The following is a 15,767-nucleotide window of genomic DNA, read 5'->3' as shown; positions in this document are numbered from 1 at the left end:
GTTTACAACCCATAGGGCCTTCATCCTGCACGCTGTGTCGCTCCATCAGACTTTCGTCCATTGTGGAATATTCCCTACTGCTGCCTCCCGTAGGAGTCTGGGCCGTATCTCAGTCCCAGTGTGGCGGTTCAGTCTCTCAACCCCGCTAAACATCATTGCCTTGGTGGGCCGTTACCTCACCAACTAGCTAATGTTGCGCACCCCGCTCCTTCAGCGACGCTTTGAGGCGTCTTTTATGTAAAGATCATGCGATCTAAACAAGTATTTGGTATTATCGGTTGTTTCCAACCGCTATGCCAATCTGAAGGGTACGTTGAGTACGTGTTACTCACCCATTCGCCGCTAAGTACAAGTACTTCGCTCGACATGCATGTATTAGGCACACAGCCAGCGTTCATCCTGAGCCAGGATCAAACTCTCGAAAAAATTGACTTCGTCATGTTTATATATCTAGTTTTCAAAGAACAATATTTGCAGTTGTTAAAACGCTTAATAATGATAACACAATCTAGAATTTAACCAAATAAATTTTTAAGATTTTTTTAACTTATATTTGCTTGCTAACAACTTAGCGATAATTATTGTATAACACTTTTTAACAAAGCAAACAAAAAAGTTAAAATATTTTTTCTATTAATATTAATATTGTATCTTTATATATTATTTTGTTTTTTAGCTACTTTATTATAAAAAGCTGCCAGCAGCAGCTTAGCTATTAACATCCTTATTTCAACCTAAAGTTTTATTAACTGCATGGTGTCAACCTTGAATTAATTTTTGGCGCTTGTGCTCGTTGATATTTGGAGCATAGATTTGAGATTGATTTTTGCTAAATTGATCTAGGTTAGATCAAAACCCACTTGCAAGTGCAGCCATTAAAGCCGCGCCATAAGCAGTTAATTCACTATTATTATTTTTAGCGACATTTACATTTAAAACATTTGCTTGAAAATTCATTAAATATTCACTTTTGCTTAAACCTCCATCCACACTAATTTGCTTAAATTCATAATTTGTGTCGGCTTGGAGAGCTTGAATTAAATCATAGCTTTGAAAAGCAATTGATTATAAGCCAGCTTGAATAATGTGTTCACGTTTAGTGCCGCGAGTTAAACCCATAATTGCTCCGCGCGCATCTGGATCTCAGTATGGAGCTCCCAAACCATTAAAGCTAGGAACAAAATACACGTGATTTTGTTTGCTTTGGGCCGCCAAAGATGCATAAAAATCTAGTTGGCTAGGATGATAAAGTATTTGCAAATCATTTTTAATTCATTCAATTACTGAGCCGGCCGCAAAAACAGAGCCTTCCAAGGCATAAATGGGTTTTTGAGAGTCAAATTGTCAGGCAATGGTGCTTAAAAGTTTGTGCTTAGATTGAATAATTTTAGTGCCTGTGTTAACTAAAGCAAAGCAGCCAGTGCCATAAGTGTTTTTAATCATACCTTCGTGTACACATAAATGCCCAAATAGTGAGGCTTGCTGATCGCCAATTATGGAAGCGATTTTAATCTTGGTATTAGTGTTGGCAAAAATAACACTAGAATTAAAAGCTCCATGGATTTGTGCACTTGGTACAACGTTAGGTAAAATTTGCTTAGGAACATTAAAAATAGTCAGTAATTCTTGATCCCACTCCAAAGCGTGGATGTTAAAAAGCATAGTTCTAGAGGCGTTGCTTACGTCACTAATGTGCATATTGCCTTGGCTTAATTTTCATACTATTCACGAATCTATGGTGCCAGCTAGCAAATTGTTTTGTTTAAGTGTGTGTTGAGCTAGTGAAACATTGTCTAAAATTCAGTTGATTTTAGTTGCAGAAAAATATGGATTCAAAATTAAACCTGTTTTTTGTTGAATTTTTGTTTCAAAATGTTTAATTTTTTCACAAAATTCACTAGTACGTGAATCTTGTCAAATAATGGCATTATACACAGGCAAACCAGTAGTTTTGTCTCATAAAACTACGCTTTCACGCTGGTTGCTAATACCAATAGCTTCGATTTGTTCAAGCTGAATCTTGGCTTTTTGAATTACATTTTGCATGCACAAAACTGCACTGTTTCAAATTTCAAGTGCGTCTTGTTCAACTCAACCAGCTTGGGGATAAAGTTGACTATATGCGTGTTGAGTTTGTGCTACAACTGAGCCTTCTTGGTTATAAATTATGCTTCGGCACGAAGTAGTGCCTACATCTAAACTTAGAATATATTTGGGCATAATTACAATAAAAATCGCATCTAAATGCGACTTTATTAAGCGAAGAAAGCTAAAGCTTTGTCATAGTTAGGTTCAGTTGTAACTTCTTCCACGTATTCAACGTGTAGAATTTTGTTGTTTTCATCTAGCACAAACACAGCACGAGCTAATAAACCAATACCTTCTAAAAGTGTTCCTGTTTTTAGACCAAATTCTTTGTGTCTAAATTCACTCACAGGTACAATTTTTTCATTATTTGTAGCTGTACATCAACGTTTAAACGCAAATGGTAAATCGTGTGAAACAGCGACTACTGGGTAGTCTTTATGTTTAAAAAAGTTTAAAAATTTAGTTGTTTCCATTTCACACACACCTGTGTCAATAGAAGGAATTGAAAACACTAATTTTTTTGATTTTGGTAATGAATCAAAATCAAAATCACTCATATCTAGATTAACTGCTTTAAAGCTAGGAAAAATATCACCTACTTTAAGTTCTTGGCCCAATAAGTTTACTGGGTTTGATAAAAATTTAACTTGCATAACACCTCCAATAATAATTTGTATTATACACACAAAACTCTATTTTTGTGCAGCTAAAGCAAATAAAGTTAGTGCTAAAGCTTTCAATATAGCAATGAAAATGTTACCAAAATATAATATAATTATAATGCACTAAAATAGTGCGTAAAAATTTAGATATTATCAAGGAGTTATATATGCCTAAACGTAAAAAATTTTGACTTTTAGCCCAATTTCCACTACTGAGCATGCCAGCTTTAATTATGAGTGCTGGTTGCGTGGAAAATACTGAAAATCAAACAAAACCAGAGCAAGGGAGTAGTACAACACCAGGTCAAGGAGGGACTCAAACAACCCCAACACCTAATCCTTCACCTCAGCCTGGTCAGGGGGGGTCACAGACTAACCCAGGAACAGGTGAGTCTCAAGGTCAGCCATCTTCGCCAAGTGGGTTAACTCAAGACACTGAATACCAATTTGAAGCAAAAAATGAAAATGAATTAAAAGCTAGTGAAGCTAAATTCGCTGCTTGAGCAGAACGTTTAGACAATTTCTTAATTATTGATGAGAATTTAACTCAAAATGTAATTGAACTTTTACAAGATAAGAAACTATACTATTCATTTAAAACTCAAAGTGTAGTTGCTTCATCTGAGCTTCCGGGCAAACCTGCCGTTTGAGAACGTGCTACAGTAGTATTCAAACTAAAAGAACAGCATTCTAAAGATGATAAATTCAATCTTTCTTCACCAAATAATAGTGCGGGAGATAAAAAAGAAAATATTCAACTTGAATACCAAATAATTGAAAATAAATTAATTATTAGCTATCGTGCTTCGCTGTATAAAGGTAAAAAAGTTAATCCTGTTTTCAGTAAAAACGTGTATAAAAGTGTGTTTAATATTGCTAAAAATACACAAAATTCTACAGACAATAACAATTCAAACGCAGGTAGTGCAACAGCGCCTAGTCAACCAGAAAACGGCGCTGTTTCAACCACTCAACCTGTAACTCCTAGCCAAAATGATGGCAGTGTTTATTCAAATTTAGTGGCCAAATCTCTAAAAAATGCATCAGGCGTGACCTATCAACAAGATAACTATTATGCAAGTTTAGAAGGCTTAAGCGGTGATGCATTAAGAGCCGCTTTATTTGAACTTGTTAAAAAACATAGAAATCACGGTAAAAGTTACAACGCTTTATACGCAACATATAGAGACGCATTCGTTGATAAATACTATGAAAATGATGGTTCAGTAATGGATATGTATGCGGAAAACCCAAGTGGTAATGACCCATATAAATACAACGAAGGTAATAAAGGCAATGGCGGACGAGAAGGTGGTGGCTGAAACCGTGAACACATAATTGCTCAATCATGATTCAATAAACAAAGCCCAATGCGTGATGATGCTCATCACGTTTGACCTACTGATGCGGAAGTAAACGCTAGACACTCAAACTACCCTTATGGTGAAGTCAAAAACGCAACATTCACTTCAAGAAATGGTACCAAAGTGGGCTCAGGAGTTGAAGATAATCAACCAGTTACCGAAGTAATTAATGAGTTTAAAGGTGACGTGGCTAGAGCTATTCTTTATTTTGCTTTAGTTTATAGGGATAAAAACTTAACTCAAAATGGTTCAGGTAAAAGATTTTTTACCACAGGCAACCAAATAAAACCTAAATTTTTACAAACAATGCTAACTTGATCTGCTAAAGATCCTTTAACGCAATTTGATTTAGATCGTAATAATGGAATTTATAAACACCAAAGAAATAGAAATGTCTTTAGTGATTACCCTGAACTAATTGATGTTGTGTATGGCAACAACAACACATACGTATTTAAAAACAAAGGTATTGCAACACAATTAGTTTTTGAACAACAAGCTTAATGCTTGTTTTTTATTGAAATTTTTCAATAAAAATGTTAAATTTTTCCTTTTTTAGGATTTTTTACTTCGCAAACAATATGTGTAAGTGATGAGAAAAAGAGTATGAATTTTAGGAAGTGTTTTAGCAGCTGGAATATTTGGCTTAGCGCTTTCACTTTCACTGGACCAAAAACAAACTTTTATTTCAAAAACCAATCAAAACAAGGAGGTTAAGGTAAAAATAAGTGGCGCCGTTTTACATCCAGGTGAGTATGAGGTGCCTATTAACTCAACATTAAAACAAGCTCTAATTATGGCTAAACCTAGAGCTGATTCTGATTTAACAAGCATTGATCAAAATCAAAAAATTGCCTCAAATATTACTATCAAAATTCCCTTTAAAAAAGTAAATAGGGAACATAAACCTGCAATCTCATGATCACAAATAAATTCGCTTGTTGATTTAACTAATTTGGGAATTTCTAAGTCGATAGCACAAAAATTACTCACGCACAGAAAGAATAATCCATCCACAACTTGAGAAAAAATAAATCAAATTTCAGGAATAGGCTCAAAAGCATTAGAAAAATTGAAAAAAGTGCTTATTTTATAGCAGTCAAAATTTTTCTATTACTTTCGCCATTATTATTACATTTATCATTAAGCAACGTTGATAGTAAATATTTTTGAATTTTATTGCTTTCAACAGGGTCTTTAGCTCTTGCAATAATTTCGCCTAAATTGCTATGGTTATTAATTACTGTCTTAAGCGCGTATTTATTTTTAAGATATCTTCGTTTGCCATCAAATTTAGAACCTGGAAATTATTATTTACGAGCTAGTGTTGTAAAAATAGGTGAAAAATATGCGATTTTAAACGTTAAGAACAATTATTTTTTACTCTACACAAATAAATACACCAGCGCTGAAGCACTTAGGGTAGGTTATTTAGTTAATATTAAAGGTGTTTTGAATCCGATTACGGAGCAAAAAAATTTTTACTATGCCAATCGCATTGACCATATTTTTGAAAAAGCCATAGTTGAACGTGTTGATAAACCTCTTTATTCAACTTCTCAATTAATTGATAATTGATCTAATCAATCCAGTGAAATATTTAAGCAATATTGAAAGCTAATTGTGTTTGGTTTTAATTATGATTCATATCAATTAACTAAAAATGCAATTTCAGTCAATATCCTACACTTATTAGTTATTTCGGGATTGCATTTTGACATACTATTCAGGTTAGTTTTATGACCTATTAAAAAAATTAATAACGCTAAATACAAAAAGATTGCTACGTTATTATCATTTCTAGTCTTATTTTATTATTTATGTATGCTGGCCAACTTTGTTAGCGGTTTAAGAGCTTTTGTGATGCAGTTTTTTAAAATTAAACATCCTAAGCTTAATATTTACTCAATGCCAATTGCGGCTTTAATAATTTTTTATATGAACCCAAGCATTATTTTATCAATAAGCTTTATTTTGAGTTTTAGCACTACCTTATTTATTATATTGATAAACAAATCGCTTGGAGTTATGAAGATAAAGCACAAAATCATTAAGTTTTTAATTTTAGCCACGATTATTTACATAACATCTTTAATATGAACTCTCAAACTAAATGGATTTATCAATATAACAGGTTTAATATTCGCAAATTTATTTAGTCCAATTATCCAGCTAACATATACTTTATCTATTTTATTTTGATTTATACCCGTCTTATTACATTATGTTTATTTAGTTTTGAACTTTTTGATTTTGCTAGCACAAAAATATAGCCTAATTTGATACATAAATGCAAATATCTCGCATAATTCTATATTAATTTGGCTAGTTTTATGGTCATTTATTTTATCTATACCGCTATTTTATAGACATAAACGTAAAAAAACAAAAAATTAGCACTTTAATTGTTTGAGTGCTAAAGTTGTGATAAAATAATTACATAACAAATCGGAATTGAAAGGAAAAAATATGGCAAAAGAAATAATTATTGGTATTGACTTAGGTACCACAAACTCAGTTGTTTCAATCGTGGATAATGGAACTCCTGTTGTTTTGGAAAACATGAATGGTAAAAGAACTACTCCTTCTGTAGTTTCATTTAAAGATGGCGAAACAATCGTTGGTGAAAACGCAAAAAACCAAATCGAAACAAACCCAGATACTATCGCATCTATTAAAAGATTAATGGGTACAAAACAAACAGTTAAAGCAAACGGAAAAGAATACAAACCTGAAGAAATTTCAGCAATGATTCTATCTAACCTTAAAAAATATGCTGAAGAAAAAATTGGTCACAAAGTAGAAAAAGCTGTTATTACAGTGCCAGCTTACTTCAACAACGCACAACGTGAATCAACTAAATTAGCTGGTAAAATTGCGGGCTTGGATGTTTTAAGAATTATTAACGAACCTACTGCAGCAGCTCTAAGTTTTGGTTTAGATAAAACAGACGAAGAGAAAAAAGTGCTTGTATTTGACTTAGGTGGTGGTACATTTGACGTTTCTATTCTAGAATTAGCAGATGGAACTTTTGAAGTTCTTTCAACAGCAGGTGATAATGAACTAGGTGGAGATGATTGAGACCACGCAATTGTTGACTGATTAGTTGACAAAATCAAAAAAGAACACAATTACAATGTTAAAGAAAACAAAATGGCAATGGCTCGTTTAAAACAAGCTGCTGAAAAAGCTAAAATTGATCTTTCTTCTTCAATGGTGGCAAACATTTCACTTCCTTTCTTAATTTTCATTGAAGGACAAGCGCCTATTAATGTGGAAGCGACACTAAAAAGAAGTGAATTTGAACAAATGACAGCTTCATTACTAGAAAGAACTAAAGCTCCAATTGACCGTGCTTTAGCGGATGCTAAAGTTTCATTATCAGAAATTAGCGATGTACTTTTAGTTGGTGGTTCAACAAGAATGCCAGCAGTTCAAGCTCTAGTTGAGCAAAAATTAGGCAAAAAACCTAACAAATCAGTTAACCCTGATGAAGTGGTTGCAATGGGTGCTGCAATTCAAGGTGCTGTTTTAGCTGGTGACATTAACGACATTTTACTAGTTGATGTTACTCCTTTAACATTAGGTATTGAAACAGAACATGGTGTTGTTGCTTCATTAATTGAACGTAACACACGTATTCCTATTACAAAAACTAAAACCTTTACCACAGCAGCTGATAACCAAACAGCAGTTACAATTCACATTGTACAAGGCGAAAGAAAATTAGCAAACGATTGTAAATCTCTTGGAACATTTAATCTAGACGGTATTGAACCAGCTCCTAGAGGCGTTCCTCAAATTGAAGTTTCATTCACAATTGATGCCAATGGTATTACAACAGTTTCAGCTAAAGATGTTAAATCAGGTAAATCAGAAAGCAAAGTAATTCAAAACTCATCAAAAATTAGTGACGAAGAAGTTGAAAAAATGATTAAAGATGCAGAAGCTCACAGAGAAGCTGATGAAAAACGCGCACAAGAAATTGAAACAGAAGTTCGTGCTGAATCATTAATTTCAAAAATGAAACAATCACTTGAAGAAAATAAAGACAAAATTGATGAAGCTCAAAGAAAACAAGCTGAAGAAAAAGTGGCTGAATTACAAAAACTTCTTGACGATAAAAACTTTGAAGAACTAAAAACCAAACTTGATGAAATTGACAAAGCTTTTGAATTAATTAATGAACAAATTCAAAAACAACAACAAGAAAAAGAACAAGGTTTTAAAGAAGAAGACGTAAAATAATAAATTAAGCTCAAAATGAGCTTTTTTTATACATTTTCAATAGTTATTTTCAAAAAAATGTCTATAGAATATAATAAATTCAGAGGTACAAATGGATAAAATAATTTTAAATTCTTCAATAGACAATTTAGAGCTGGTAACTTACGATTTTGCGCCAGAAATAACTAAGCCAGCACTTATTGTTCAAATAATTCATGGAATGGCAGAGCATGCTCAAAGATATAGTGAATTTGCAAGATTTTTATCGCAAAATGGCATAAAAGTAGTATCCATGGACAATAGAGGCCATGGCGAAACAGGAACAAGACAAGGACAATTAGGACATCTAGATAATAGTGATGCAACTTCTAAATTAATAAATGATGTTGAAGATTTAAGAAAATACTGAAAAAATCAATACCCAAATGCTAAATACGTAATATTTGGTCACAGTATGGGTTCAATTATTTTGCGCAATTATCTTCACTCATATTCGCAACTATTAGATGCTGCAATTATTTGTGGCACTGCTTCATTTGCTAATTTACAGCTTAAAATAGGTAAATTCATTGCTCAAAGATTTGTTAAAAAAGAAGGGGCTCGTACAGTAAATCCACTAGTGAATTCTTTAGCTTTTAAAGATGCTAATAAAAAAATTAAGCAAAATAAATCAATGTATTCTTGGTTGTCAACTGACCCAAAAGAAATAACTAAATATATGGGCGATAAATGGTGCGGTTTTGGCTGCTCAAATCAATTTTTTGTTGATTTATCTCAGTTAGTGATTGATATGAATAACAAAAAAATTATTGATAATTTCAATAAACAACTGCCAATTTTATTAATTGCTGGATCTATGGATCCAATTGGAAATTATGGCAAAGCCAACAAACAAGCACTTAAGTTTTACAATAAACTAGGTAACAAAAAAGTTAGCTCAATTTTATATAAAGGATATAGACACGAAATCTTAAACGATTTTTGCCGCCAAAAAGTACATAATGATGTTTACAACTTCATCAAAAAACATTTAATAGATAAGCATTAAGCTTATTTTTTATAATTTTGGGAATTTTTAAAATTTGTTATTTTTTTCATTTCTTTGACTTAAAATATACATATATGAATAATTTAGCAAATATGTTGCGACCGCAAAAATTAGATGATATTGTTGGTCAAGTAAACAACGTTAATTTACTTAAAAAAGTTGTTGAAAAACGTTTAACTACTTCTTTTGTGTTTTATGGTGAATCAGGTACTGGCAAAACATCATGCGCAATTGCATTAGCAAATGATTTAGGCTTAAAATATGGACTTTTTAATGCAAGTGTCGATAATAAAACTGCTCTAATAGATAAACTCGAACACAATGATATTTTAATAATCGATGAAATTCATAGACTTACCAAAAATCTACAAGACATATTGCTTTCATATCTTGAATTTGACAAAATAATTGTTTATGCAACAACAACAGAAAATCCTTATTTTCGTATAAATCCAGCTTTAAGAAGCAGAATGCAAATTCTTCAGTTCAATAAACTAAGCGAAGAAGAAATTTTTACTGGAATTAAAAGGGTGATAGCTAATCATTATCCAAACTTACAAATTGAAGACAAAAATATTCGAATTTTGATCAAGCATTCCACTGGAGATTATCGGTTTTGCTTAAACAATTTACAGATGTTAGCACTGCTAAATAATGACAACAATATTGACGAAAACGCGATAAAAACCCTCATTCCCAACATACATTTTTACTCGGATATGAAATCTGATGCACATTACAATAATTTATCAGCATTCCATAAGTCAATGAGAGGTTCAGATGTAGATGCCGCCTTATACTATGGAGCATTGATTTTAAAAACAGGTGATTACCAGGGTTTGTTCAGGCGTATAAGTGCTGTTGCTTATGAAGATATTGGACTTGCTGATCCAAATGTAGCTTTAAGAGTCGAAGCAGCTTTGAATGCAGTTGAAAGACTAGGTTTTCCAGAAGCTAATTTGCCAATATATTATCTAATTTGTTATATTGCTTTAAGTCCTAAAAGCAACAGCACTTATATAGCAATGAAAAAAGTTCAAAGCTATGTTGATGAAGGAAACATCTTTGATATTCCTAACAATTTACGTGAATCAGATTATGCTTCGGCTGCAAAATTAGGTCATGGCAATGACTACAAATACCCTCACGATTATCCACACCATTGAGTTAAACAAACTTACTTACCTAAAAAAGCTCAAAATAATGTGTTTTTTGAGCCAGGTGAAAACGATTTAGACAAGATTCAAAAATACTTTAAAACACTGCAAAATTGAAAGGAAAATAAATAATGAAACTTGATTTTAACCAAATTAAAAGCTTTGAAGAATTAAAATTAGCTAAAAGCAAGGTTTATTCAAAAGAAGGCGAAATCTTCGAATTACAAAGTCAATTAAAAACAGCATCAATTGAACAAAAAAAACTGATTGGTCAACAAATTAACCACCTAAAAGCAGAATACGAAGCAAAATTTAGCGAAGTTGAAAAACGTTTAGAAGAGGAACGTATTGAACAGCAAGTGAACTCTGAATTTATAGACGTGGCTAAACCAAGCGAATTTGCAGGTTCATTGCATCCAATCACTATTATTGAAAACAGACTTCGTGATTGATTTATTCAAAATGGATATTTTGAATCTAAAGATGGCGAAATTGTTTCAGATTATTACAACTTTGAAAAATTAAATATGCCCAGCGATCACCCAGCGAGAGCAATGCACGATTCATTATATTTAAACGCCACCACACTTTTGCGTACACACAACACTGGAATTAGTGCTGCCGAACTTGAAAAAAATGCAAATAAACCACTAAATAACTTTGCCATTGGTAAGGTATACCGTAATGACGAGGACGACGCTACTCACTCACACCAATTTACGCAACTTGATTTTGTTAGTGTAGGCAACGTTAGCTTCCCTAACTTAATTTGAACTTTAAAATCATTGCTAAGCTACGTATTTGAAGAAGAATTAGAGTTAAGATTGCGTCCTAGCTTCTTCCCATTTACTGAACCAAGTGTTGAAGTAGATATTTTCTATAAAGGTCGTTGAATTGAAGTTTTAGGAGCTGGAATGTTGCATCCAAACGTGATGAAATTGGCTGGCTATGATAACAAAAAATTCAACGCATTTGCTACCGGCATGGGGATTGAACGTTTAGCAATGATCAAATTCGGCATCAAAGATATTCGTGAATTTTACAATAACGATTTAAGAACCCTAAATCAATTCCATGGCGAAAAATAGCTTTCAAGACTTTATTCAAAGTCAACATAATTTAGATTATTTTAAAAAACTTCAATCTTTTATTGACCAAGATGAGCAAAAATACAATATTTACCCGCTCAAGCAACATAGATATAGAACGCTCAGTTTTTTCGAACCTATTGATACTAAATTAATTATTATTGGTCAAGACCCATATCATTTGCCCCACCAAGCGGACGGACTAGCTTTTAGTACTCATTTGGATACCCCGCCACGAAGCTTAAGTAACATTATCAAGGAAGTTAAAAAAGATTATCCAGAATGTCTAATTCAAACATATTCGCTTGATAGTTGAGCAAAACAAGGTGTTTTGCTGATTAATACAGTTTTAAGTGTGCGTGAAAAACAACCCAACTCGCACGCGAATATGGGTTGAGAAATATTTGTTGCTAATTTAATTGAATTTATTATCAACATAAAAAAAGATATTGTTTTTGGAATTTGAGGCAATAGTGCGTATCAATTTATTAAACCTTTTATTGATAAGGGCTTAATAAATCCAGAGCAAATAATTTATTGTTCGCACCCCTCGCCTCTTGCTTATGCACGCACCAATAAAAGTTTTAAAGATTTTGGTTTTTTCAAAAAAGTCAACCAAAAACTAGATCAAAACATTGATTTTAGTTTAAGAAAGGAATAAAAATGATTATTACTCTTAAAGAATTAAATAAATTCATGCCTGAAATCAAATTAGATGCTTCAGTGGAAAAAGCTATCAACAATTTAGGTTATGAAGTTGAAAGCATTTTGCCTTTTAGCGATGTTAAAGGCGTTAAATTTGCCAAGGTTGTTAATGTTTATCCAAACCCAAATTCAAAAAATTTAACCGTTGTTGAATTACTTTTAGCTAACAATGACAAAGTTACAATTCAAACAAATGCTAAAAACGCTAGAGTAGGTGCTTACACAACTGCTTTTGTGATTGGTTCTCAAAAAGGTGAAATAACTTTTGGTGCCAAAACTATGGCAGGAATTGAATCGCAAGGGATGCTTTCTAACTTCAATGAATTAGGTTTTGATATTTCTAAATTGCCTTTCAATGCTGATGAAGTTATGATGCTAGATGAACAATTGCCTTTAGATGCCGATCCAGTTGAATATTTTGGACTTGATGATTATATTATTGATATTACTACACCAGCCAATCGTTCAGATGCCAACTCATACTATGTTTTAGCTCGCGAATTAGCAGCCTACTATAACACTAAATTCACTTGATTCAAATGAGACACTCGCTTTATTAAACCTAGATTTGAAACTAAAATTCGCTCAGACAAAAATGTAGCTGAAGCTTTAAGTTTTATTGAAGCAAAACAAACTAAAACTAAAACTAACTTATTGGACATGCTGTTTTTAGCTAAACACGGCGTGGAAGCTAAAAACATTTGAGCAATTGATGTAACTAATTTAGCATTGCTTTATGTAGGTACACCAGCTCACGCATATGATGCAGACAAAATTCAAAACCGTTTAAAATGCGAAGAATTTAGCGGACAAGTCAATATTTTAGGCGGCAAAAGCGTAAATGTAAATAACGTTTTAGCAATTAGCGATACTAATGGTCCGGTTTCACTAGCTTGCGTTATGGGTTTAGAACACACATCTGTGAGTGAGCAAACTAAATCAGTTGTATTCGAAATTGGTTCTTTTGAATCTAAAAAAGTTCGTCACGGAGCTAAAGAAATCAAAATCGAGTCAGCTTCAAGCATTCAAGGTGGTCGTGGCGTAAACACCGAAATGGTTCGCTTAGGGATGCAATACTTGCAATTTAAAGCTTATGCCGACAAACAGCCTTTTTCAAACATTGTGGGCTTACCTAAAGCCAAAAAAGGTAATTCTGTATTGCAAAATCGTAAAAAATTGGCACTTTATGCAAACTGTACCATTGCCCAATTAAGAAAATTTGCAGATGTAGAAAACAAACTAAAAACTTTAGATTTCAAGTTAGATAAAAACAGGGTTACTGCCCCAAGCTATCGTCGTGATATCAACGCATATGAAGATGTGATTGAAGAATACTTTAGATTTTATGGTTACACTAATTTTGAACCAATTAAGCCAACATTAGTTCCTTTTAAAGTAAACCGTCGTGACATTAGCAAAAACTTGATCCAGGCCATGGGTTATAAAGAGGTTAGAACTTTTAGCCTTGAAAGTGTCGAAAATAATCAATTAAACCCATTTGGCTATGAAAATAGCGTTAAATTGCAAACATTTGTTTCAAAAGAGCGTGAAGTAATTAGAAATTCAATCATTACTTCAATGTTAGGTGTAGTTGATTACAACTTCAAGCGTAAAATGGAAAAAATAAGCATTTTTGAATTTGGTATGATTAATTACAATGATTATTCAATTGGTCTAGTTTCAAACATTAAAACATTTGATGAAATCAAACAAGATATTATTAATTACCTAAAAATTCAAGATCTTGAATTTGTGCCTTTTAAAGACAATGAGTACATTCATCCAAATGTCTCAGCTAAAATTATGTACAATGGCTCAATGATTGGTTGAATAGGTAAAATTCACCCACGCTATGCTAGCCAAAACGTATGAGTGGCTGAGTTTAAAGATCAAGATATTAAGCCTATCCCAAGCTTTAATAGCTATGATGCTAAACCGCTTAAATCAATTGATCTCACTTTTGAAATTGATTTACATAGCTCAATTGCTTCAAAAATTGAATTAATTAAACAAAATTTCAATATTTTTTCAATTAGCCAAATCGATACTTACCTAACTCCAACTAGCCAAAAAATTACTTTAAGAATTCTAGCTGATAGCGAAGTTATTGAACAAATCAGTACAAAATTCAATTAGGGGGCTTATGTATAAAAATATAATTCTAAAAGATAAAGCTGTACAAAAAGCAATTAATAAAGAAACAAAAAGACAACAAAATCACATTGAATTAATTGCCAGCGAAAACTATGTTTCTAATGATGTATTAAAAGCTGTAGGTAGCACACTAACCAACAAATATGGTGAAGGCTATCCTGGTAAAAGATATTATGGTGGCTGTGAAAATGTGGACGTAATTGAATCTTTAGCAATCCAAAGAGCTAAAGAATTGTTCAATGTTCAATATGTCAATGTACAACCTTATTCTGGATCAGTAGCAAACGCAGCAGCTTTAGCTGCAGTTGCTAAACCTGGCGATAAAATTATGGGACTATCTTTAAGTTCTGGTGGACACTTAACACACGGATATAAAGTTAGTTTTAGTGGCATTTTCTACAATTCTATTTCTTATGATGTAGATAGCAATGGCGTATTAGATTATGAACAAATTAAACAATTAGCTATTAAAGAAAAGCCGGCTGTAATAATTTGTGGTTATTCTGCGTATCCACGCATTGTTGATTTTGCCAAATTCAAGGAAATAGCGGATGCATGTGGTGCTAAATTGCTAGCTGACATAGCACATATTTCAGGACTAATTATTGCCGGAGTTCATCCCTCACCCGTTGGTTATGCTGACATTATCACTTCTACCACGCACAAAACATTGCGTGGAGCAAGAGGCGCCATTATCATGACTAATGATGAAGAAATTGCCAAAAAAGTTGATCGATGAGTCTTTCCGGGTTACCAAGGTGGACCATTATTTCACGCTATTGCTGGTAAGGCAGTTGCATTTGGCGAAGCACTAAAACCAGAATTCAAAGCATATGGACAGCAAATAATCAAAAACGCCAAAATTTTTAGCGAATGATTTTTAGCACATGACGTTGAAATAGTTTCCGGTAAAACCGAAAACCATTTATTCACAATTAATGTATACAAAAGCTATGGCATTACCGGCAAAGATGCTGAAAAACTTTTAGGCAAATTCAACATTACAGTGAATAAAAACACAATACCTAACGACGAATTAAGCCCTATGGTTTCATCAGGAATTAGAATTGGTGTAGCAGCCATGACTTCGCGTCAGTTCAATAAATGGGGGCAATTGGCTTCAATTATGCATACAATATTGCAAAGCCACTCAACTATATTGAAAGATAAAGAGCTAAAAAATCAATTATTAAATCAAATTAAAATACTGAATAAAGAGTTTCCAATTATTGGTGAATATTAATCGAACACGCAACATTTTACTGTGCGTGTTT

Annotated in this window: 11 protein-coding genes, 1 rRNA gene and 1 pseudogene; 10 read left to right on the top strand and 3 right to left on the bottom strand. The window is 32.8% G+C overall.

Translation table 4 applies throughout. From position 1 onward, the window contains the following. The 3 genes and pseudogenes from T329_RS0103610 to tpx all read right to left on the bottom strand — a co-directional run. Positions 1-426: ribosomal RNA gene (locus T329_RS0103610) — 16S ribosomal RNA — on the bottom strand; the annotation flags it as partial. Between the two features lie 282 nt (positions 427-708). Then, a pseudogene (gene glpK, locus T329_RS03700) lies at positions 709-2,220 on the bottom strand (glycerol kinase GlpK). Between the two features lie 35 nt (positions 2,221-2,255). Then, entirely contained in the window at positions 2,256-2,741 is a 486-nt protein-coding gene (gene tpx / locus T329_RS0103600; protein WP_029609062.1) for a thiol peroxidase, read from the bottom strand. Positions 2,742-2,917: 176 nt separating this feature from the next. On the opposite strand from tpx, the gene T329_RS03810 reads away from it, so the two are divergent. The 10 genes from T329_RS03810 to glyA all read left to right on the top strand — a co-directional run bounded on the left by T329_RS03810 (position 2,918) and on the right by glyA (position 15,736). Continuing rightward, positions 2,918-4,618: an endonuclease gene (locus T329_RS03810; protein WP_051630156.1), complete on the top strand. Its 1,701-nt coding sequence runs from the start codon at positions 2,918-2,920 to the stop codon at positions 4,616-4,618. An 88-nt stretch (positions 4,619-4,706) separates the two neighbouring features. Further along, entirely contained in the window at positions 4,707-5,210 is a 504-nt protein-coding gene (locus T329_RS0103590; protein ID WP_029609060.1) for an MAG0490 family ComEA-like DNA-binding protein, read from the top strand. Next, a complete protein-coding gene (locus T329_RS0103585) occupies positions 5,135-6,511 on the top strand; it encodes an MAG0480 family ComEC-like protein (RefSeq protein WP_036461529.1) in 1,377 nt (458 codons plus the stop codon). The genes T329_RS0103590 and T329_RS0103585 overlap by 76 nt, the downstream gene beginning before the upstream one ends. Before the next feature lie 72 nt (positions 6,512-6,583). Then, positions 6,584-8,362, top strand: coding sequence for a molecular chaperone DnaK (gene dnaK / locus T329_RS0103580; protein WP_029609058.1), 1,779 nt, complete (start codon positions 6,584-6,586; stop codon positions 8,360-8,362). 91 nt (positions 8,363-8,453) lie between these two features. After that, positions 8,454-9,389 carry an alpha/beta fold hydrolase gene (locus T329_RS0103575; RefSeq protein WP_029609057.1) on the top strand — a complete coding sequence of 312 codons (936 nt, stop codon included), beginning with the start codon at positions 8,454-8,456 and terminating at the stop codon, positions 9,387-9,389. A 74-nt stretch (positions 9,390-9,463) separates the two neighbouring features. Then, positions 9,464-10,678: a replication-associated recombination protein A gene (locus T329_RS0103570; RefSeq protein WP_029609056.1), complete on the top strand. Its 1,215-nt coding sequence runs from the start codon at positions 9,464-9,466 to the stop codon at positions 10,676-10,678. Next, positions 10,678-11,634: a phenylalanine--tRNA ligase subunit alpha gene (pheS, locus tag T329_RS0103565; RefSeq protein ID WP_029609055.1), complete on the top strand. Its 957-nt coding sequence runs from the start codon at positions 10,678-10,680 to the stop codon at positions 11,632-11,634. Before T329_RS0103570 ends, pheS begins: the two co-directional genes overlap by 1 nt. Further along, on the top strand, positions 11,621-12,295 hold the full coding sequence (locus T329_RS0103560) for a uracil-DNA glycosylase (RefSeq protein ID WP_029609054.1): 675 nt from the start codon (positions 11,621-11,623) through the stop codon (positions 12,293-12,295). Before pheS ends, T329_RS0103560 begins: the two co-directional genes overlap by 14 nt. Before the next feature lie 2 nt (positions 12,296-12,297). Beyond that, complete coding sequence (locus T329_RS0103555) at positions 12,298-14,475, top strand: phenylalanine--tRNA ligase subunit beta (RefSeq protein WP_029609053.1); 2,178 nt, start codon at positions 12,298-12,300, stop codon at positions 14,473-14,475. Between the two features lie 7 nt (positions 14,476-14,482). Next, positions 14,483-15,736: a serine hydroxymethyltransferase gene (gene glyA, locus T329_RS0103550; protein ID WP_029609052.1), complete on the top strand. Its 1,254-nt coding sequence runs from the start codon at positions 14,483-14,485 to the stop codon at positions 15,734-15,736. Positions 15,737-15,767: the final 31 nt, after the last annotated feature.

The sequence above is a fragment of the Mycoplasma simbae ATCC 49888 genome, assembly GCF_000702705.1.
Taxonomy (GTDB): domain Bacteria; phylum Bacillota_I; class Bacilli_A; order Mycoplasmatales; family Metamycoplasmataceae; genus Mycoplasmopsis; species Mycoplasmopsis simbae.
Note: the sequence above shows the minus strand (reverse complement) of the source record. Positions and strands in the feature narration are given on the sequence as shown.